This is a genomic window from Burkholderia sp. Bp8984 (genome assembly GCF_003853755.1).
Lineage (GTDB): Bacteria > Pseudomonadota > Gammaproteobacteria > Burkholderiales > Burkholderiaceae > Burkholderia.
The window spans coordinates 24,641-42,870 of sequence record NZ_QTQN01000006.1; the positions used below are offsets into that span (position 1 = coordinate 24,641).

Consider the following 18,230-nt stretch of genomic DNA (forward strand, 5'->3'; position numbering starts at 1 on the left):
GCGAAACGCACGCGCGCCGCACGCGAAGCATGCGTGCGTGTGCCGTGCGCCGTGCCGCGCGGCGATCCTCGCAAACATCAGGGCAATTTCAGGAATTCGAAGGTGTAGTCCCGGGGAAGGTCTGCCGGCAGCGCTGCGGCGGATCCGACGACATTGTGCTGTCAGTTGATCCACTACCCCGATGGATCAATTGTTGATGCGCCCATCGCCATGTGGTCGATGGGCGTCTTTTTTTTGCGGCGCCGGTGTCGCGCGCGGACCGCCGGCCGGATCGCGCGGCGTTCTGTATCATGTGCTGGCGCGCCGGCCGCACGGCCGGCCACTGCGCCCGATCACGCGCCGCCAACATGAACGACATCGCCTTGCCCGACCCCTCATCCGCCGGCATCGAACCGGCCGCGCTCGATGCGCTGCACGCGTTCGTCGAGCGCCATCCGCGGCTGCTCGTGCTGACCGGTGCGGGCATCAGCACGGATTCCGGCATTCCCGGCTATCGTGACCGCAACGGTCAATGGATGCGCTCGCCGCCGATCCAGCTCCACGAATTCCTCGGTTCCGACGCTGCGCGCCGCCGCTACTGGGCGCGCAGCATGATCGGCTGGCCCGTGGTGGGCCGTGCGCAGCCGAACCGCTCGCATGTCGCGCTCGCGCGGCTCGGCGGCACCGGCCGGATCGAGCGCCTCGTCACGCAGAACGTCGACGGGCTGCACCAGCGCGCGGGCAGCGGCGACGTGATCGAACTGCATGGCGGCATCAACGGCGTCACGTGCCTCGACTGCGGCGCGCATCACGCGCGCGCGACGATCCAGGCCGTGCTCGAAACGGACAACCCCGAGCTGCTCGGCGCGCACGCGGAACCCGCCGCCGACGGCGACGCGCATCTCGAATGGGCCGCGCTCGACACGTTCCGCATCCCGGCCTGCCCGGCCTGCGGCGGGCTGCTGAAGCCGGCGGTGGTGTTCTTCGGCGAGAACGTGCCGCGCGAGCGCGTCGCGCTGGCGTCGCAGGCGCTCGATGCGGCCGATGCGCTGCTCGTCGTCGGCTCGTCGCTGATGGTGTATTCCGGCTACCGGTTCTGCGTGTGGGCCCAGGCGCAGAACAAGCCCGTCGCCGCGCTGAACCTCGGCCATACGCGTGCCGATCCGATGCTGACGCTGAAGGTCGAGGCGCGTTGCGCGCCCGCGCTCGACGCGCTGAACGCGCGGCTGGGCGTCGCCGGCAGCGCGCCGGAGCACGCATCGTGACCGGGCCGACGTCGTCGTCGGATCCGTCCGCGCGGCTGTCGGCGCCGGCGGCCGAGCGCAATCGCGGGCCGATCCTCGACGTGTTGCGCCGCGTGCTGCCGGCTACCGGCGACGTGCTCGAGATCGCGAGCGGCACCGGGCAGCATGCGGTCCATTTCGCGCAGGCGCTGCCGGGGCTGCGCTGGCAGCCGAGCGATCCCGACGCGCACGCGCGCCGCTCGATCGCCGCGTGGGTCGCGCATGCCGGCCTCGCGAACCTGGCCGAGCCGTTGGCATTCGACGTGCGCGACGCGTCGTGGCCGGCCGCGGCGTTCGACGCGATCGTCTGCATCAACATGATCCACATCTCGCCGTGGGCCTGCACCGATGCGCTGTTCGCCGGCGCGTCGCGCGTGCTGCGTCCGGGCGGCGTGTTGTTCCTGTACGGCCCGTATCGCCGCGCAGGCCGGCACACGGCGCCATCCAACGAGGCGTTCGACCAGCAGTTGCGCAGCCGCGATCCGTCGTGGGGCGTGCGCGATCTCGAGGCGGTCGTCGCGCTCGGCCTCGACCGCGGGCTCGACTGCATCGAGGTCGTCGACATGCCGGCGAACAACCTGAGCGTCGTGTTCCGGCGCCTGCCGCACGCGGAGCAATGACACGCAAGCGCGCATCGCGGCCGGGTTTCCACTATCCTTTCGCCTGTGCGCGCGGCCCGGCTCGGGTCGCGCCCCGTTTTTTCCGGAGAATTGACTAATGGGCAAACAAGCAATCGGTGTGATCGGGCTGGCGGTGATGGGCCGCAATCTCGCACTCAATATCGAGAGCCGCGGTTACGCGGTGTCGGTGTACAACCGCAGCCGCGAGAAAACCGACGAACTGATCGCCGAATTCCCCGGCCGCAATCTGGTGCCGACCTATACGCTCGAGGAGTTCGTCGCGTCGCTCGAGACGCCGCGCCGGATCCTGATGATGGTGAAGGCCGGCGAAGCGACCGATGCGACGATCGCATCGCTCAAGCCGCTGCTCGAGAAGGGCGACGTGCTGATCGACGGCGGCAATACGCACTTCACGGACACGATCCGCCGCAACCAGGAGCTCGCGCAATCGGGCCTGCATTTCATCGGCACCGGCGTGTCGGGCGGCGAAGAGGGCGCGCTGCGCGGCCCGTCGATCATGCCCGGCGGCCAGCGCGACGCGTACGACCTGGTCGAGCCGATCCTCAAGCAGATCGCCGCGAAGGCGCCGTCGGACGGCGAGCCGTGCGTGGCGTACATGGGGCCGGACGGTGCGGGCCACTACGTGAAGATGGTCCACAACGGCATCGAGTACGGCGACATGCAGCTGATCGCTGAGAGCTATGCGGTGCTGAAGGACGTCGCGGGCCTGACCAACGACGAACTCGGCGCGGTCTACACCGAGTGGAACCAGGGCGAACTCGACAGCTACCTGATCGAGATCACGTCGAAGATCTTCGGCAAGAAGGACGAAGAGACCGGCAAGCACCTCGTCGACGTGATCCTCGATCGCGCCGCGCAGAAGGGCACCGGCAAGTGGACCAGCCAGAACGCGCTGGACCTGGGCGTGCCGCTGCCGCTGATCACCGAGTCGGTGTTCGCGCGCGTGCTGTCGTCGCTGAAGACCGAGCGCGTCGCGGCCGGCAAGATCCTGTCGGGCCCGGCCGCCGCGCCGTTCGACGGCGATCGTGCCGCGTTCGTCGAAGCCGTGCGCCGCGCGCTGTACCTGAGCAAGGTGATCTCGTACGCGCAGGGCTTCGCGCAACTGCGCACGGCATCCGAAGAGTACGGCTGGAACCTCGATCTCGGGACGATCGCGAAGATCTTCCGCGCGGGCTGCATCATCCGCGCGCGTTTCCTGCAGAAGATCACGGACGCGTACGCGAAGGATCCGGCGCTCGCGAACCTGCTGCTCGACCCGTACTTCAAGGACATCGCCGCGAATTACCAGGCGTCGTTGCGCGACGTGGTGGTGGCCGCGGTGAAGGCAGGCGTGCCGGTGCCGGCGTTCGCGTCGGCGGTCGCGTACTTCGACAGCTACCGTTCCGAGCGGCTGCCGGCGAACCTTGTGCAGGCGCAGCGCGACTTCTTCGGCGCCCACACGTTCGAGCGTACCGACAAGCCGGGCAGCTTCCACGCGAACTGGTCGTAACCGGCAGGCGAGGACGGTATTGTTGCGAAATTCTATTCCTTGAGTAGGGTTTTTCGTTCCCGGATCCCGCAATTGTTGGTTCCGAGGAAACAGTGTTTTCGCTCTTTCATGGTTTTCCCTAGGTGATCTCGGGGCTAAACTTTGTTCCATCGCTGCAGACATGGTGTGTGCGGCGGAGCAAAAAAATCCCGGAGGTAATCATGAAATCGCTGATCGCAACGTTCGCTGCAGCTGCCGTCCTCGCCGTTCCCGCCGTCTCGTTCGCCCAACAGAACGCCCCCGTCACCCGTGCGCAGGTGAAGGCCGAACTGGCCCAGCTGCAACAGGCCGGCTACAAGCTGGGCAGCGACCGTACCGACTACCCGGCAAGCATCCAGGCAGCTGAAGCCCGCGTAAACCCGCAACAGAACGTCGCCGCTGCCGATACGAGCGGCTACGGTGCGCAACCGGCCGCCCAGCAAGAATCGGGCGCCCCGGCCGCTGCCAAGACCGGCTGGCAGGTCAAGCGCGTGTCGGACGGTGCACCGGTCTACAAGGGTCGTTGATCGTCATCGATCGCCGGCCGCATGGGCGGCCTGATCTGACCCCTGCGCAGTACACACAGCCCGTCGTTCCGAATCACGGAACGACGGGCTGTTTTCATTGGCGGCGCCCGCCGCGTCAGTGCAGCGGCCGCGGGCCGCGGCCGATGTCCCGGAACAGCGCGTCGCCCGGTTCCAGCGCCTGCAGCCATGCTTCGTCGTAGCCGCTCAGCGTGTCGAGCGCGTCGCGCAGCCGCTCGATCGCGAGTACCGGCAGCTCGACGCTGTGCCGGGTAGCGCCGCTCAGGTGCGCGACGCTCGCCAGCTGGACGAGGGCGTCCGCGGCTTCGGCGACGTCCGTCGCGAACAGCAGGTGCCGGTTGAGCAGTTCGACGAGGCCGCTGGAACCGGCGAAATCCTCGGCGTTGAGCTGCACGGACAGAAACGTCGCATTGTTCATGGTTTTCTCCTCGTTATCGCTGGAACGTGCGGTGCTCCTCCGAGTATAGGAGGCGGCCGGCAGCGGGGCGGCGCTCATGGGCGCGATACGGCTGCCCGCCGCGGGACGGCCGGCCCGAAGTCCGCGGGACACCCTGCGCGGCGCGGCCCGCAGCCCGCCGGCACCCGTTCGTGGCGCCGCAAGATTGTTGCCGGCTGGGGCGCCTGCCGCGGTCCTGACCGCGACAAATGGTATCTTTGCCGGTCGGGACGACGCAGAAATGGCGCGAAAAAGGGGCCGGTGAGCCCTTTCGCGTCGACGTCCCGCGGTGGAAACTGACGGCCGCGAGAGCGGTCGGATACTGGTTGGTCCGGCCGTTCGGCCGGACATCGTGCGTCGCACGCCGGAGGGCGGTGGGCGGCGCAACGACGCAAATCCGGGAGGACCCTTGAGAAAAACGATTCCGATCCACGATGCGCTCACGCGCTGGTTGCCGCAGGCGGCGTTCGTCGCCGCGGCCGCCGCGCTGACGGGCTGTACGATGACGCCGTGGACCGACAGCTGGCAGCCGGTGCGGCCGTCGACGCCGGCGTCGGTCGCCACGCCGGGCGTGATCGCCGGCTATTACCGCGTGAATCCGGGCGACACGCTCGCCGGCATCGCCGCCGCCTACGGGCAGCGCGTGCAGGACCTGGCCGGCTGGAACCACATGTCGCCGAATGACGCCGTGTATCCCGGCCAGGTGCTGCGCGTCGCGCCGCCGCCTGCGGCGACGTCGCTCGGGCAGCCGTCCGCGGCGGCCGCGCAGCCGGGCTCGCTGGCATGGCCGGCCACGGGTATCGTCGCGACGCCGTTCTCGGCCGGCAAGACGCGCGGCATCGTGATCGCCGCGTCGGGGCCCGACCGTTCGGTGCGGGCCGCGGCCAACGGGCGGGTGGTGTACGCCGGCTCCGGCGTCAAGGCGTATGGCCCGCTCGTGATCCTGAAGCACGACAACGGGCTCATCACGGCCTACGGGCACAACGGCAGGCTGCTCGTCAACGAAGGCGACGCGGTGCGCGCGGGCCAGCCGGTCGCCGAGATGGGCACCGACGCGAGCGGCCGCGCGACGTTCGAGTTCGAAGTCCGGCAGAACGGCAAGGTCGTCGACCCGATGAACTTCCTGCCGCGCAACGGCGGCTGACGCGCCGCTTCACGACGTGTGCGCCGTGCGGCGCACACGCTCCCGCCTTCACCCTTCCTCGAGCGCCGCGGCGTCGGACTGCCTCGCATGATTGCCGAGCCAGCGGATGCCTAGCGCGAGCCCTGCCGCGCCGAGCGCGATCAGCGAGCACTGGATCGCGACCGGCAGGTAGCCGTGCGGCCGCGGATCGACGAACGGATAGGGATACCAGTTCTCCAGCGCGCCGCGCACGAGCGTATAGCCGAGATAGATGACCGGAAAGCCGAGCCACGCGACCGCGCTGCGCCACGGGATCGGCGAGCGCGGCTCCACGTACAGCCAGTCGCACAGCACCACGAGCGGCACGATCCGGTGCAGGACCCAGTTGTTGAGGGCCGGCGTGACGTGGCGCAGCGCATCGAGCCGTGCGAGCAGCAGTTCGTAGACGATCGCGGTGATCAGCACGTAGAGCACGGCGGCGCCGCGCATCGATTCGTAGCGGGCCGAGCCGGGACGCGTGATGCGCGACAGCCCCGCGACCAGCATGGCCGCTGCATACAGGCTGCTCAGTTGGGTGAAGTAGCTGAGGTAGTTGCCGAGATGGAAGGCCGGCATGCCCCAGTTGCCGGCGACGCTGTGCAGCGTGGTGGACACCGCGAGCAACGCGGCGATCAGCCGGTAGGCCGCAACGAAGATCGCTTTGCTCATGATGCCCGCGCAACGTCGCACCAAAGCTTCATCGTGCCACAGCCGCGCACGCGCGCGATGCGGATTTTCCATATGGCGGCACCGTGGAACGGGCCGCGCGGATTCGTCGGATATTTGATCCGGTCGCACAACGCCGGCCACGCGCGAGGCTACAATCGGGGCAGCCGCCGGGCACCGGCCAGCCCGGCACGGGCCTCCCCCGCATACCACACGAGAAACACGAGACAACGCATGAAAAACATCCTCGCGAAACAGACGCGCTACAGCGCGCCCGCAATTTTCTTCCACTGGGTCATCTTCCTGTTGGTGGCACTCGCCTACCTGGCCATCGAGATTCGCGGACCGAAAGGCAGCGACAGCCGCGTGTTCTGGATGAACGTGCACTTGCTGGCAGGCACGTTCGTGCTCGTGCTGTCGGTGCTGCGCGTGCTGTGGCGGATGATCAGCCGCGTGCCGGACCCGATTCCGCAGGCGACGCTGCTCAAGTGGCTGTCGATGCTCGCCCATGTCGCGCTGTATGTCTTCATCATCGCGCAGCCGCTGCTCGGCATCATGCTCATCAACATGGGCGGCAAGCCCGTGTCGCTCGACTGGATCGGCGTGTCGTTCACGCTGTTCGGCCCCGACAAGGCGCTGCGGCCGACGATCAAGGAAGCGCACGAACTGATCGGCAACGCGTTCTACTTCGTGATCGGCCTGCATGCGCTGGCCGCGCTTTATCACCACTTCATCCGGCGCGACGACGTGCTGCGACGCATGGCGCCGTGATCGCCGCGCGCTGAAGCCGCGCAGCATCCGGGGGCGCATGGTTGTTGACGCAACCATGCGCCCCCGATCCGTTTACCCCGACGCGCGGCTGGCCATCGCGGCGAACATTCTGTAACATCTCGGCTGTTTTTACGTTCCGCTTACGCATCGCCGCGCATGCTGCACCGACATCGTCACCTGACCGCCTGGCTCGGCGTGTTCGCGATCTGGCTCGCGATCGCGGCGCCGCTGGTGTCGCAGTGGCGCATCGCGCAGGCGACGACTCCCGACTCAATCGTCTGTAGTGCAGAGCATGGTGCGCACCGTGCGCCCGATGCAGGCCACGCGCACGATTACGCGCGGCATCTCGATGCGTGCGGCTACTGCGGCTTCTTCGCGCACAGTCCAGCGATCGGCGGCGCGGCCGCCGTATCGTTCGCCTTCGTCCCCGCTCATGCCGTTTCCGCCGCCGCGCCGCATGCCGTCGCGGCGCGCGCCGACCGCTACCCGCGCGCATATCCACGCGCACCGCCCGAGCGCGCCTGACGCGCTGCCTTCCGTTTCTTTCATCGCCGATATCCGTGCGGTCCGTCGAGGCCGCGTGGAGGGCGTCACTCGGGCTTTCGATCATGACCATTCTTTCCTTGCGCGCGCCGAGGGCGTCGCGCCATTCCCGTGTGCGGCGCGTGTCGCGCATGCTGAAACTCACCGTTCCCGCGCTCGCCGTCGGCGCGATGACCGCGGCGGCGGCCGCGACCGAATCCGCACGTGCGTCCGGGGCGCCGACGAACGACGCGGCCACGCTGCTGCCGCCCGTCGAAGTCGTTGCGTCGCCGCTGACGACGCCGCTCGTCGTCGTCACGGATCCGAAGACGCCGCGCCAGCCGCTGCCGGCGAGCGACGGCGCGGACTACCTGAAGACGATTCCCGGCTTCACGTCGATCCGCAGCGGCGGGACGAACGGCGACCCCGTGCTGCGCGGGATGTTCGGTTCGCGGCTGAACATCCTCGCGAACGGGATGCCGACGCTCGGCGCCTGCCCGAACCGGATGGACGCGCCGACCTCGTATATCGCGCCGGAAAGCTATGACAAGGTCACGGTCGTGAAGGGCCCGCAGACCGTGCTGTACGGCCCCGGCGCCTCGGCCGGCACCGTGCTGTTCGAACGCGTGACGCCGCGTTTCGAGCGTCCCGGCATGAGGTTCGACGGTAGCGTGGTCGGCGGCTCGTTCGGCCGCAACGACCAGAACGTCGACGTGACGGCCGGCACGCCGGACGTCTACGGCCGCGTGACCGCGAACCACGCGCATGCGCAGGACTACGACGACGGCAACGGCAATGCCGTGCCGTCGCAATGGGACAAGTGGAACGCCGACGCGGCGCTCGGCTGGACCCCCGACGATCACACGCGCGTCGAGCTGACGGCGGGCACCGGCGACGGCTATGCGCGCTACGCCGGGCGCGGGATGGACGGCGCGCATTTCCGCCGCGAGACGTTCGGCCTGTCGTTCGACAAGCGGCATCTCGGCGACGTGCTCGACCGGATCGAGGCGCGCGTGTACTACAACGAAGCCGACCACGTGATGGACAACTATACGTTGCGGCAGCCCGACCCGACCAGCAGCATGCCGATGCGAATGGCATCCGAGGTGCGGCGCCGCACGCTCGGCGCGCGGGCGGCGGCGACCTTCCGTTTCGGTGACGACTTCAAGCTCGTGACCGGCGTCGACGCACAGTCGAACCGGCTCGACGCGCGCTCGGCGATGGGGCGGCAGAACTACGGCGACCAGCCGTGGAATGCGCAGGCGACGATGTGGAACGCCGGTGCGTTCGGCGAGCTGACGTGGTATGCGAGCGATGCGTCGCGCGTGATCGGCGGCGCGCGGGTCGACTACGCGAGCGCGCGCGACAAGCGGGCGACGACGAGCGGGATGATGGCGAGCAAGCCGAATCCGACTTTCGACGACGATCGCGCGCGCGTGCTGCCGAGCGGATTCGTGCGCTACGAGCGCGATCTCGCGTCGCTGCCGGTCACATGGTATGCGGGGATCGGCCATGCGCAACGCTATCCCGACTACTGGGAGCTGTTCTCCGCGAAGCGCGGGCCCGCCGGCTCGATCAACGCGTTCTCGGCAGTGCAGCCGGAGAAGACCACGCAGCTCGACATCGGCGCGCAGTACAAGAGCGATCGGTTCGATGCATGGGTGTCGGCCTACGCGGGATATGTACAGGACTACATCCTGTTCAACTACGCGGCCGGGATGATGGGAACGACCACACAGGCAACCAACGTCAACGCGCAGATCATGGGCGGCGAAGCCGGCGTATCGTGGCGGCCGGTCGCGCCGCTGCGCGTCGAGACGTCGCTCGCGTATGCGTGGGGGCGCAACGCGACGAGTGGCGATCCGCTGCCGCAGATGCCGCCGCTCGAGGCGCGCTTCGGGCTCGAGTACACGCGCGGCGCATGGTCGGCCGGCGGGCTGTGGCGGGTCGTTGCGCCGCAGCATCGCTATGCGGTGAACGAAGGCAACGTGGTCGGCAAGGACTTCGGCCCGAGCGCCGGCTTCGGCGTGCTGTCGCTGCATGCGCAGTACAACGTCAGCAAGAAGGTGCAGATCTCGATCGGCGTCGACAACGTGCTGGACAAGGCCTACACCGAGCACCTCAACCTCGCCGGCAACGCGGGCTTCGGCTATCCGGCGAACGCGCCGGTAATGGAGCCGGGGCGCACGGCATGGGTGCGCGTGAGCGCGAAACTGTGACGTGCGGCGCGCGTGTGCGATGCAGCATGCGGGCGCGTGAATGCAGCCCCCGCCCGAACGGGCGGGGCGCGTCAACCGATTAGAGAACCGTATCTAGTCAGGGCGCAAACGTTCGCGACTCGTGATTCACTCCCGCATTCGATGCACACGGTACCCGCGACCGTTCGCGACGTGCCGTGCGCGTCGATCCGATCTCATTCGCACCGGCAGCACAATAATCAGGAGAACATGCATGGCCAGATCGATGCGTTCCAGGATGGTGGCAGGGGCAGTGGCATGCGCGATGAGCGTCGCGCCGTTCGCGGGGACGGCCGCGGTGATGACGCTCGCGACGACGCACGCGGCGATGGCGGCAACCGCGCCGGCGGACAATTACGCGGCGACGCGTTACCCGATCATCCTCGTGCACGGGCTCACCGGCACCGACAAGTACGCGGGCGTGCTCGAGTACTGGTACGGCATCCAGGAGGACCTGCAGCAGCACGGCGCGACCGTCTACGTCGCGAACCTGTCGGGGTTCCAGAGCGACGACGGGCCGAACGGGCGCGGCGAACAGCTGCTCGCTTACGTGAAGACGGTGCTTGCCGCGACCGGCGCGACCAAGGTGAACCTGGTCGGTCACAGCCAGGGCGGCCTCACGTCGCGTTATGTCGCTGCCGTCGCGCCCGATCTCGTCGCGTCGGTCACGACGATCGGCACGCCGCATCGCGGCTCGGAGTTCGCCGATTTCGTGCAGGGCGTGCTCGCCTACGATCCGACCGGATTGTCGTCGTCGGTGATCGCCGCGTTCGTCAATGTGTTCGGCATCCTGACGAGCAGCAGCAACAACACGAACCAGGATGCGCTCGCCGCACTGAAGACGCTGACGACCGCCCAGGCCGCCGCGTACAACCGGAATTACCCGAGTGCCGGGCTCGGCGCGCCGGGCAGTTGCCAGACGGGCGCGCCGACGGAGACCGTCGGCGGCAATACGCACCTGCTGTATTCGTGGGCCGGCACGGCGGTCCAGCCGACCGTTTCCGCATTCGGCGTCACCGGCGCGACGGATACCAGCACGATCCCGGTGATCGATCCGGCGAATGCGCTCGACCTGTCGACACTCGCATTGTTCGGCACGGGCACGGTGATGATCAATCGCGGCTCAGGCCAGAACGACGGGCTCGTGTCGAAGTGCAGCGCGCTGTACGGGAAGGTGCTGGGCACGAGCTACAAGTGGAACCATCTCGACGAGATCAACCAGTTGCTCGGCGTGCGCGGTGCGTATGCGGAAGATCCGGTCGCGGTGATCCGCACGCATGCGAACCGGCTGCAGCTCGCGGGCGTGTGATCGATGACGACACGTGAAGGACGCGCGCCGCTCGCGCGGCGCGTCGTGGTCTACGGCGCGGTGGGGCTGGCGGCGATCGCCGGCGTCGCGATCTGGACCGGTACGGCATCGCATCGCGGTGCCGACGCGACGCATGCGTCGGCGGATGCCGCAGCCCTCGGCGGCGCGAACCCCGCGCCGTCGCAGCCCGCATTGCCGGCGAGCGCTGGCCTGCCGCCGCCGCTCGCCGGTTCCAGTGCGCCGCGGCTGCCGCTCGACACCGGCGGCCACCTCGCGAAGTCGCGCGCGGTGCGCGATTTCTTCGACTACTGCCTGACCGCGCGGAGCGACTTGAGCGCGCCCGCGCTCGATGCGCTCGTCGTGCGCGAGATCGCCGCCCAGCTCGACGGCACGGTCGCGCAATCCGAGGCGCTCGATGTCTGGCATCGATACCGCGCGTATCTCGACGCGCTCGCGAAGCTGCCGGAGGCGGGTGCGGTCGACAAGTCCGATCTCGGCGCGCTGCAACTCGCGCTCGACCAGCGCGCGTCGATCGCGTATCGGACGCTCGGCGACTGGAGCCAGCCGTTCTTCGGCACCGAGCAGTGGCGGCAGCGCTACGATCTCGCGCGGCTGAAGATTACGCAGGACCCTGCGCTGACGGAGGCGCAAAAGGCGGAGCGGCTCGCGGCGCTCGCGCAGCAGATGCCGGCCGACAAACGCGCGGCACGGCAGAAGGCTGACCGGCAGCAAGCCACGATCGACCAGATCGCGCAATTACGGAAGAGCGGGGCGACGCCCGATGCGATGCGCGCGCAACTGACGCAGACACTCGGCCCGGAAGCCGCCGCGCGCGTCGCGCAGATGCAGCAGGAGGACGCGTCGTGGCAGAGCCGCTACGCCGACTATGCGGCGCAGCGTGCGCAGATCGGCGCGGCCGGATTGTCGCCGCAGGATCGCGACGCGCAGATCGCCGCGCTGCGGCAGCGCATGTTCACGAAGCCCGGCGAAGCGCTGCGCGCGGCGTCGCTCGACCGCGGCGCGGCTGCCGCGCAGTAATGCGCGCAATCGCGCACGCGCTCATGCCGCGCGCGTGAAGCGCCGCGGCAGATGCTGTTCGATGGTGGCCGCGAGCGTGTCGAACGCGGGGCCGATGCGTTCGTGCGCGACGCACGCGTAGCCGAGCAGCAGCCCGCGCCGCGCAGTGTCCAGGCTGCTGTAGTAGCTCGTCAGCGGGCGCACGATCACGCCCGCGTCGAATGCGCTTTGCGTGACCGCGCGATCGTCGCACGTGTCGGGCAGGCCGAGCACCAGATGGAGTCCCGCCTCGTCGCCCATCACGGGCAGCGCGTCGCCGAAGCGCGCATGGATCGCATCGATCAGCAACTGCCGGCGCTCGCCGTACAGCGTGCGCATCCGCCTGACGTGCGAAGTCAGGTGCCCGTCCATGATGAACTCCGCGAGCACGGCCTGCTGCATCAGCTGGCCCTCGCGATACAGCTCCGACAGCCCGGTGCGGAACGTGTCGACCAGATGCTCCGGCACGACCATGTAGCCCATCCGCAGGCCCGGGAACAGCATCTTGCCGAGGCTGCCGACGTAGATCACGCGGCCGCCGTCGTCGAGCCCCTGCAGCGACGCGAGCGGCCGGCTGCCGTAGCGGAATTCGCTGTCGTAGTCGTCCTCGATGATCCAGCAGCGGTGCTGGCGTGCGTACTCGAGCAGCATCCGGCGGCGCGCGAGGCTCATCACCATCCCGAGCGGATACTGATGCGACGGCGTGACGAGCACGAGCCGCGGCGGATGCTGCATGTCGCCCGCGCTCGGATCGAGGCCTTCCTGGTCGACCGGCACCGGCGTGAGCGCGAGGCCGGTCGCCTGCAGCACGCTGCGCACGCCCCAGTAGCACGGCTCCTCGACCCACGCGCGATCGCCGATATCGGACAGCAGCCGCACCGCGAGATCGATCGACTGGTGGATGCCGGTCGTGATGATCACCTGGTCCGGCGTGCATTTGACCGAGCGCGCGACGCGCAGGTAGTCGGCGAGCGCGCGGCGCAGCGGCCGGTAGCCGCCGCCCGGCGCATAGGTCAGCAATTCGGGATTCGCTTCCTTCCACAGGCGCGCCTGCAGGCGGCTCCAGGTGCGGCTCGGGAATTCCGACACGTCCGGCACGCCCGGCATGAACGCGCCCCACTGGCGCCGCGACACGCCCGCGTGCTCGATCAGCTGCCGGCCGCGCATCGACAGGCCGCCTTGTGCGTCCTGCTGCAGCGCCGCATCGGCATCGGACGGCGGCGGTGCGGCGGCGCCCGGCACGCGGATCGCGGCCGCGTCCGGCCGCGTGTCGGCCACGTAGGTTCCGCTGCCGGTCGTCGTCAGCACATAGCCTTCGGCCGTCAGCTGGTCGTACACGTGCAGCACGGTATTGCGCGCGATCGACAGGTCTGCCGCGAGCGTGCGCGAACTCGGCAGCTTTGTGCCTGGCCCTAATTCCCCGGTGAGAATGGCCTGCTGCATCAGTTGCAGCAGTTGGCGGTACATCGGCTCGGACGAGCCGCGGTCGAGACGGGCCGAGAGCCAGTCGCCCAGGATCACGGTATCCAAAGTGGTCCTACTAGGAATATTGAAATGGTTCCCTAGTATAGAACCGTGCGCGCCTTATAGTGGCTCGCATCTCAAAAACGTTTGTCGCGCAGCAAGGGGACAGCCACGATGAAGTCCGATGATGTGATCGTCAGCTTTCGCGGCGTGCGGAAGACCTACGACGGCGAGACGCTGGTCGTCAAATCGCTCGACCTCGATATCCACCGAGGGGAATTCCTGACGCTGCTCGGGCCGTCCGGCTCGGGCAAGACCACCTGCCTGATGATGCTGGCGGGCTTCGAGTTCCCGACGGGCGGCGAGATCCGCCTCGACGGGGAACTGCTGAATACCGTGCCGCCGCACAAGCGCAACATCGGCATGGTGTTCCAGAACTACGCGCTGTTTCCGCACCTGACGGTCGAGCAGAACGTCGCGTATCCGCTGACGGTGCGCAAGCTCGCGGCCGCCGAGCGCGCGGAGCGCGTCGCGCATGCGCTGAAGATGGTGCAGATGGAGCGTTTCGCGAAGCGCTATCCGGCGCAGTTGTCGGGCGGCCAGCAGCAGCGCATCGCGCTCGCGCGTGCCCTCGTGTTCGAGCCGAAGCTGGTGCTGATGGACGAGCCGCTCGGCGCGCTCGACAAGCAGTTGCGCGAACACATGCAGTACGAACTGAAGGCGCTGCACGAGAAGCTCGGCGTGACCTTCGTGTACGTGACGCACGACCAGGGCGAGGCGCTGACGATGTCCGATCGCGTCGCCGTGTTCGACAAGGGCATCGTGCAGCAGCTCGATACCGTCGACCGCCTGTACGAATCGCCGTGCAACGAATTCGTCGCGAACTTCATCGGCGACAGCAACCGGCTGCGCGGCACCATCGCGCGCGTCGACGGCGAATTCTGCGAATTCCGGCTGGACGACGGTACGCAGCTCGTCGGGCGCCGCATCGGCGACGCGGCCGAAGGCGCGCCGGCCGTCGCGTGCATCCGCCCCGAACGCATGAGTCTCGCGAACGGGCACATGAACGGCAGCACCGCCAACCGCGTCACCGGCGAGGCGCGCAGCCTCATCTATTTCGGCGATCACGTGCGCATGCGCTGCGCGCTGCCGGGCCAGGACGAATGCTTCGTGAAGGTGCCGCTCGGCACGGGCGCGCTCGACGCGTTCTCGCCCGGCGCGCCGGTATCGCTCGCATTCGCGCCCGAGCACCTGCGCGTGTTCGCCTGACACAGGGTTTTCCCGCTTTATCGCTGCACGTCGTCAACAACAACTGCCCACTTCCACCACGAGAGGAGAGGAACCATCATGAACGGAGCAAGCACTACCGCGCGTCGCACCGCGCTCGCACTGGCGCTCGCCGTCGTCGGCGCATCGGCCACGGCGGCCGAACTCACGGTCGTCAACTTCGGCGGCGCGAACGGCGACGCACAGAAGGCCGCATTCAACCAGCCGTTCGAGAAGGCGACCGGCAACAAGGTCACGGCCGTCGAGTACAACGGCGAGCAGGCGAAAGTGAAGGCGATGGTCGAGGCGAAGCACGTCAACTGGGACGTGGTCGAAGTCGAGTCGGGCGACCTGAACCGCGGCTGCGACGAAGGGCTGTACGAGAAGCTCGACTGGTCGAAGATCGCGAAGAAGTCCGACCTGATTCCGGAATCGCCGCAGGTGTGCGGCGTCGGTTTCTTCGTGTGGTCGACCGCGCTGTCGTACAACGCCGACAAGCTGAAGACCGCGCCGACCGGCTGGGCCGATTTCTGGAACGTGAAGAAATTCCCCGGCAAACGCGGGATGCGCAAGGGCGCGCGCTACAACCTCGAGTTCGCGCTGATGGCCGACGGCGTCTCGACGAAGGACGTATACAAGGTGCTCGGCACGAAGGCCGGCCAGGATCGCGCGTTCAAGAAGCTCGACGAACTGAAGCCGTACATCCAGTGGTGGGAAGCGGGCGCGCAGCCGCCGCAGTTCCTCGTGGCCGGCGACGTCGTGATGTCGACCGCGTACAACGGCCGCATCGACGCCGCGCAGAAGGAAGGCAAGAACCTGAAGGTCGTGTGGAACGGCAGCATCTACGACCTCGACTACTGGGCGATTCCGAAGGGCTCCCCGAACAAGGCGCTGGCCGAACAGTACATCGCGTACACGCTGACGCCGAAGCCGCAGCAAGAGTATGCGCATCACATCGCGTACGGCCCCGCGAACGTCGCGGCGATCAAGTCGCTCGACGCGAAGACGCTCGCGAACCTGCCGAACTCGCCGGCCAACGGCAAGAACGCGGTGCTGGAGGACATCGGCTTCTGGACCGACCACAGCGACGAGCTCGAGCAGCGCTTCGCCGCGTGGGCGACGAAGTAACCGCTACTCAGGTGTCCTGATGCAACCTGCCGCGCGGCGCGTCGAACGCGTCGCGCGGCATTCCGCCGGATCGAGCCCGGCCGGAGAGAACCGTTGAACACGATGACGATCGCTCCTTCCTCGCCGTCGACAGCCGCGCTCAAGCGCGAGCTGAAGGCCGCCGAGGCCCGCAAGCGCACGATGGCGTTGCTGCTGATCGCGCCGCTCGCGATCTTCCTGCTGCTCATCTTCGTCGTGCCGATCGGCACGCTGCTCACGCGCGCGGTGCAGAACCCGGAGATCGCGACCGCGCTGCCGAACACGGTGGCCGCGCTGTCGGGCTGGGACCGCAAGACACCGCCGGCCGATGCCGCGTATGCCGCACTGGCGGCCGACATGACGAAGGTCGCCGACAGCGAGGCGATGGGCGCGCTCGCGCGGCGCCTGAACACCGAGATTCCCGGCTACCGCTCGCTCGTCGCGAAGACGGCGCGCGCGATGCCGCTGAAGGGCGAGGAGGGCGCGGGCACCGCGGCGCTGACACCCGCGCAGACCCGCGCGAAGCTGATCGACCTCGATTCGCGCTGGGGCGAGCCCGCGTACTGGCAGGCGATCGCGAAGAACGGCAGCCAGGTGTCGCCGTTCTACCTGCTCGCCGCGCTCGACCACAAGCAGGACGGCTTCGGCCAGATCGTGCGGGCCGATCCGGACCAGTCGATCTATCTGGCGATCTTCGGCCGCACGTTCGTGATCGGCGTCGCGGTCACGCTGTTCGCGCTGCTGCTCGGTTATCCGCTCGCGTACTGGATCTCGACGCTGTCCGAGCGCCGCGCGAACCTCGTGATGATCCTCGTGCTGATTCCATTCTGGACCTCGGTGCTGGTGCGCGTCGCCGCATGGATCGTGCTGCTGCAGAGCGAGGGGCTGATCAACACCGCGCTGATCGGCGCCGGGCTGATCTCGCATCCGCTGACGCTGCTGTTCAATCGCGTCGGCGTGTACATCTCGATGACGCACATCCTGCTGCCGTTCATGATCCTGCCGCTGTACAGCGTGATGAAGTCGATCCCGCCGACCTACCAGCGCGCGGCCGTGTCGCTCGGCAGCCATCCGTTCGCCGCGTTCTGGCGCGTGTACGTGCCGCAGACCTATCCGGGCGTCGGCGCGGGCGCGCTGCTCGTGTTCATCCTCGCGATCGGCTACTACATCACGCCCGCGCTGCTCGGCGGGCCGAACGACCAGATGGTCAGCTACTACGTCGCGTACTTCACCAACGTGACGATCAACTGGGGCATGGCGTGCGCGCTCGGCGGGCTGCTGCTCGCGGCGACGCTGGTGCTGTATGCGGTGTACGGGCGCTTCACGCGCACCAACGTGAGCCTCGGCTGAGCGCCGGGGACAGGAAAACGGGAAGGGGAAGCCGACCATGAAACTCGCCAGGCCGCTGTTCGCGCCGCACATGTCGTTCGCCGAGCGCGCGTGGTACGTCGCATTGCGCGTGCTCGTCGTGCTGACGCTGCTGTACCTGATCCTGCCGGTGCTCGCGATCGTGCCGCTGTCGTTTTCGTCGAGCACGTTCCTCGTCTATCCGATTCCGGGCTTCTCGACGCGCTGGTATGAGAACCTGATCGCATCCGACGAGTGGCGGATGGCCGCGAAGAACAGCTTCATCGTCGCGCCGTCGGCGACCGTCGTCGCGACCGTGCTCGGCACGCTCGCCGCGATCGGCCTCACGAAGGCGGACTTCCGCGGCAAGGGGCTGCTGATGGCCGTGCTGCTGTCGCCGATGATCGTGCCGGTCGTCGTGGTCGGCGTCGGCATGTACCTGTTCTTCGCGCCGCTCGGGCTCGCGAACACCTACACCGGCCTGATCGCCGCGCACGCGGCGCTCGGCGTGCCGTTCGTCGTGACGACCGTGGCCGCGACGCTGCAGGGCTTCAACCAGAACCTGGTGCGCGCGAGCCTGTCGCTCGGCGCGAACCCCGTCACGACGTTCTTCCGCGTGACGCTGCCGGTGATCGCGCCGGGCGTGATGTCGGGCGCGCTGTTCGCGTTCGCGACGTCGTTCGACGAAGTCGTCGTCACGCTGTTCCTCGCGGGCGCGGACCAGACGACGCTGCCGCGCCAGATGTTCACCGGCATTCGCGAGAACATCAGCCCGACGATCGCCGCGCTCGCGACGATCCTGATCATCTTCTCGACGAGCCTGCTGCTCGCGCTCGAATGGCTGCGCGGCCGCAACGCGCGGCGCGCGGTGTCGTAACGGCGGCCGGATGCGT

Annotated in this window: 17 protein-coding genes; 14 read left to right on the forward strand and 3 right to left on the reverse strand. The window is 68.3% G+C overall.

What is annotated here, in order from left to right:
• The first annotated feature begins 347 nt into the window (after positions 1 to 347).
• The 4 genes from DID98_RS08345 to DID98_RS08360 all read left to right on the forward strand — a co-directional run bounded on the left by DID98_RS08345 (position 348) and on the right by DID98_RS08360 (position 3,937).
• Entirely contained in the window at positions 348 to 1,244 is an 897-nt protein-coding gene (locus tag DID98_RS08345) for an NAD-dependent protein deacetylase (protein WP_124486414.1), read from the forward strand.
• Positions 1,241 to 1,882 (forward strand): DUF938 domain-containing protein, encoded by a 642-nt coding sequence (locus DID98_RS08350; RefSeq protein ID WP_124570558.1) that lies wholly within the window; start codon positions 1,241 to 1,243, stop codon positions 1,880 to 1,882. The genes DID98_RS08345 and DID98_RS08350 overlap by 4 nt, the downstream gene beginning before the upstream one ends.
• A gap of 97 nt (positions 1,883 to 1,979) precedes the next feature.
• Positions 1,980 to 3,392 carry an NADP-dependent phosphogluconate dehydrogenase gene (gene gndA / locus DID98_RS08355; RefSeq protein ID WP_124521320.1) on the forward strand — a complete coding sequence of 471 codons (1,413 nt, stop codon included), beginning with the start codon at positions 1,980 to 1,982 and terminating at the stop codon, positions 3,390 to 3,392.
• A 200-nt stretch (positions 3,393 to 3,592) separates the two neighbouring features.
• Positions 3,593 to 3,937: a DUF4148 domain-containing protein gene (locus DID98_RS08360; protein ID WP_044845294.1), complete on the forward strand. Its 345-nt coding sequence runs from the start codon at positions 3,593 to 3,595 to the stop codon at positions 3,935 to 3,937.
• Positions 3,938 to 4,052: 115 nt separating this feature from the next.
• Here the strand turns inward: DID98_RS08360 and DID98_RS08365 are convergent, their stop codons facing one another.
• On the reverse strand, positions 4,053 to 4,373 hold the full coding sequence (locus DID98_RS08365) for a hypothetical protein (protein ID WP_044845295.1): 321 nt from the start codon (positions 4,371 to 4,373) through the stop codon (positions 4,053 to 4,055).
• A 427-nt stretch (positions 4,374 to 4,800) separates the two neighbouring features.
• Here DID98_RS08365 and DID98_RS08370 point away from each other — a divergent pair, with 427 nt between their 5' ends.
• Entirely contained in the window at positions 4,801 to 5,535 is a 735-nt protein-coding gene (locus DID98_RS08370; RefSeq protein WP_124486412.1) for a peptidoglycan DD-metalloendopeptidase family protein, read from the forward strand.
• 48 nt (positions 5,536 to 5,583) lie between these two features.
• Here DID98_RS08370 and DID98_RS08375 read toward each other — a convergent pair whose 3' ends face one another.
• Complete coding sequence (locus DID98_RS08375) at positions 5,584 to 6,222, reverse strand: Pr6Pr family membrane protein (RefSeq protein WP_124486411.1); 639 nt, start codon at positions 6,220 to 6,222, stop codon at positions 5,584 to 5,586.
• A gap of 231 nt (positions 6,223 to 6,453) precedes the next feature.
• Between DID98_RS08375 and DID98_RS08380 the strand changes: the two genes are divergently transcribed.
• The 5 genes from DID98_RS08380 (at position 6,454) to DID98_RS08405 (ending at position 12,096) form a co-directional block, all read left to right on the forward strand.
• A complete protein-coding gene (locus tag DID98_RS08380; protein WP_124521324.1) occupies positions 6,454 to 6,990 on the forward strand; it encodes a cytochrome b in 537 nt (178 codons plus the stop codon).
• 156 nt (positions 6,991 to 7,146) lie between these two features.
• Positions 7,147 to 7,515, forward strand: a complete 369-nt coding sequence (locus DID98_RS08385; RefSeq protein WP_124521326.1) for a DUF2946 domain-containing protein — start codon at positions 7,147 to 7,149, stop codon at positions 7,513 to 7,515.
• 83 nt (positions 7,516 to 7,598) lie between these two features.
• On the forward strand, positions 7,599 to 9,731 hold the full coding sequence (locus DID98_RS08395) for a TonB-dependent copper receptor (RefSeq protein WP_124521328.1): 2,133 nt from the start codon (positions 7,599 to 7,601) through the stop codon (positions 9,729 to 9,731).
• A gap of 232 nt (positions 9,732 to 9,963) precedes the next feature.
• On the forward strand, positions 9,964 to 11,058 hold the full coding sequence (locus DID98_RS08400) for a triacylglycerol lipase (RefSeq protein WP_124486408.1): 1,095 nt from the start codon (positions 9,964 to 9,966) through the stop codon (positions 11,056 to 11,058).
• Between the two features lie 3 nt (positions 11,059 to 11,061).
• A complete protein-coding gene (locus DID98_RS08405) occupies positions 11,062 to 12,096 on the forward strand; it encodes a lipase secretion chaperone (RefSeq protein WP_124570559.1) in 1,035 nt (344 codons plus the stop codon).
• A gap of 21 nt (positions 12,097 to 12,117) precedes the next feature.
• On the opposite strand, the gene DID98_RS08410 is transcribed toward DID98_RS08405, so the two are convergent.
• Positions 12,118 to 13,644, reverse strand: a complete 1,527-nt coding sequence (locus DID98_RS08410) for a PLP-dependent aminotransferase family protein (protein WP_124521332.1) — start codon at positions 13,642 to 13,644, stop codon at positions 12,118 to 12,120.
• Between the two features lie 108 nt (positions 13,645 to 13,752).
• Between DID98_RS08410 and DID98_RS08415 the strand changes: the two genes are divergently transcribed.
• The 4 genes from DID98_RS08415 to DID98_RS08430 all read left to right on the forward strand — a co-directional run bounded on the left by DID98_RS08415 (position 13,753) and on the right by DID98_RS08430 (position 18,214).
• The gene (locus DID98_RS08415; RefSeq protein ID WP_044845303.1) at positions 13,753 to 14,847 is read left to right on the forward strand and encodes an ABC transporter ATP-binding protein; all 1,095 of its coding nucleotides are present in this window, start codon (positions 13,753 to 13,755) and stop codon (positions 14,845 to 14,847) included.
• 78 nt (positions 14,848 to 14,925) lie between these two features.
• A complete protein-coding gene (locus tag DID98_RS08420; RefSeq protein ID WP_044845304.1) occupies positions 14,926 to 15,972 on the forward strand; it encodes an ABC transporter substrate-binding protein in 1,047 nt (348 codons plus the stop codon).
• A 93-nt stretch (positions 15,973 to 16,065) separates the two neighbouring features.
• On the forward strand, positions 16,066 to 17,340 hold the full coding sequence (locus DID98_RS08425) for an ABC transporter permease (RefSeq protein WP_044845305.1): 1,275 nt from the start codon (positions 16,066 to 16,068) through the stop codon (positions 17,338 to 17,340).
• A 37-nt stretch (positions 17,341 to 17,377) separates the two neighbouring features.
• A complete protein-coding gene (locus tag DID98_RS08430; protein ID WP_044845306.1) occupies positions 17,378 to 18,214 on the forward strand; it encodes an ABC transporter permease in 837 nt (278 codons plus the stop codon).
• The last annotated feature ends 16 nt before the right edge of the window (positions 18,215 to 18,230 follow it).

What these genes read in the sequence shown, in the direction of transcription:
- DID98_RS08380 (WP_124521324.1), top strand. Translation starts at nt 6,454, where the DNA reads ATGAAAAACATCCTCGCGAAACAGACGCGCTACAGCGCGCCCGCAATT.
- DID98_RS08375 (WP_124486411.1), bottom strand. Translation starts at nt 6,222, where the DNA reads ATGAGCAAAGCGATCTTCGTTGCGGCCTACCGGCTGATCGCCGCGTTG.
- DID98_RS08420 (WP_044845304.1), top strand. Translation starts at nt 14,926, where the DNA reads ATGAACGGAGCAAGCACTACCGCGCGTCGCACCGCGCTCGCACTGGCG.
- DID98_RS08430 (WP_044845306.1), top strand. Translation starts at nt 17,378, where the DNA reads ATGAAACTCGCCAGGCCGCTGTTCGCGCCGCACATGTCGTTCGCCGAG.
- DID98_RS08360 (WP_044845294.1), top strand. Translation starts at nt 3,593, where the DNA reads ATGAAATCGCTGATCGCAACGTTCGCTGCAGCTGCCGTCCTCGCCGTT.
- DID98_RS08395 (WP_124521328.1), top strand. Translation starts at nt 7,599, where the DNA reads ATGACCATTCTTTCCTTGCGCGCGCCGAGGGCGTCGCGCCATTCCCGT.
- DID98_RS08415 (WP_044845303.1), top strand. Translation starts at nt 13,753, where the DNA reads ATGAAGTCCGATGATGTGATCGTCAGCTTTCGCGGCGTGCGGAAGACC.
- DID98_RS08405 (WP_124570559.1), top strand. Translation starts at nt 11,062, where the DNA reads ATGACGACACGTGAAGGACGCGCGCCGCTCGCGCGGCGCGTCGTGGTC.
- gndA (WP_124521320.1), top strand. Translation starts at nt 1,980, where the DNA reads ATGGGCAAACAAGCAATCGGTGTGATCGGGCTGGCGGTGATGGGCCGC.
- DID98_RS08345 (WP_124486414.1), top strand. Translation starts at nt 348, where the DNA reads ATGAACGACATCGCCTTGCCCGACCCCTCATCCGCCGGCATCGAACCG.
- DID98_RS08400 (WP_124486408.1), top strand. Translation starts at nt 9,964, where the DNA reads ATGGCCAGATCGATGCGTTCCAGGATGGTGGCAGGGGCAGTGGCATGC.
- DID98_RS08365 (WP_044845295.1), bottom strand. Translation starts at nt 4,373, where the DNA reads ATGAACAATGCGACGTTTCTGTCCGTGCAGCTCAACGCCGAGGATTTC.
- DID98_RS08385 (WP_124521326.1), top strand. Translation starts at nt 7,147, where the DNA reads ATGCTGCACCGACATCGTCACCTGACCGCCTGGCTCGGCGTGTTCGCG.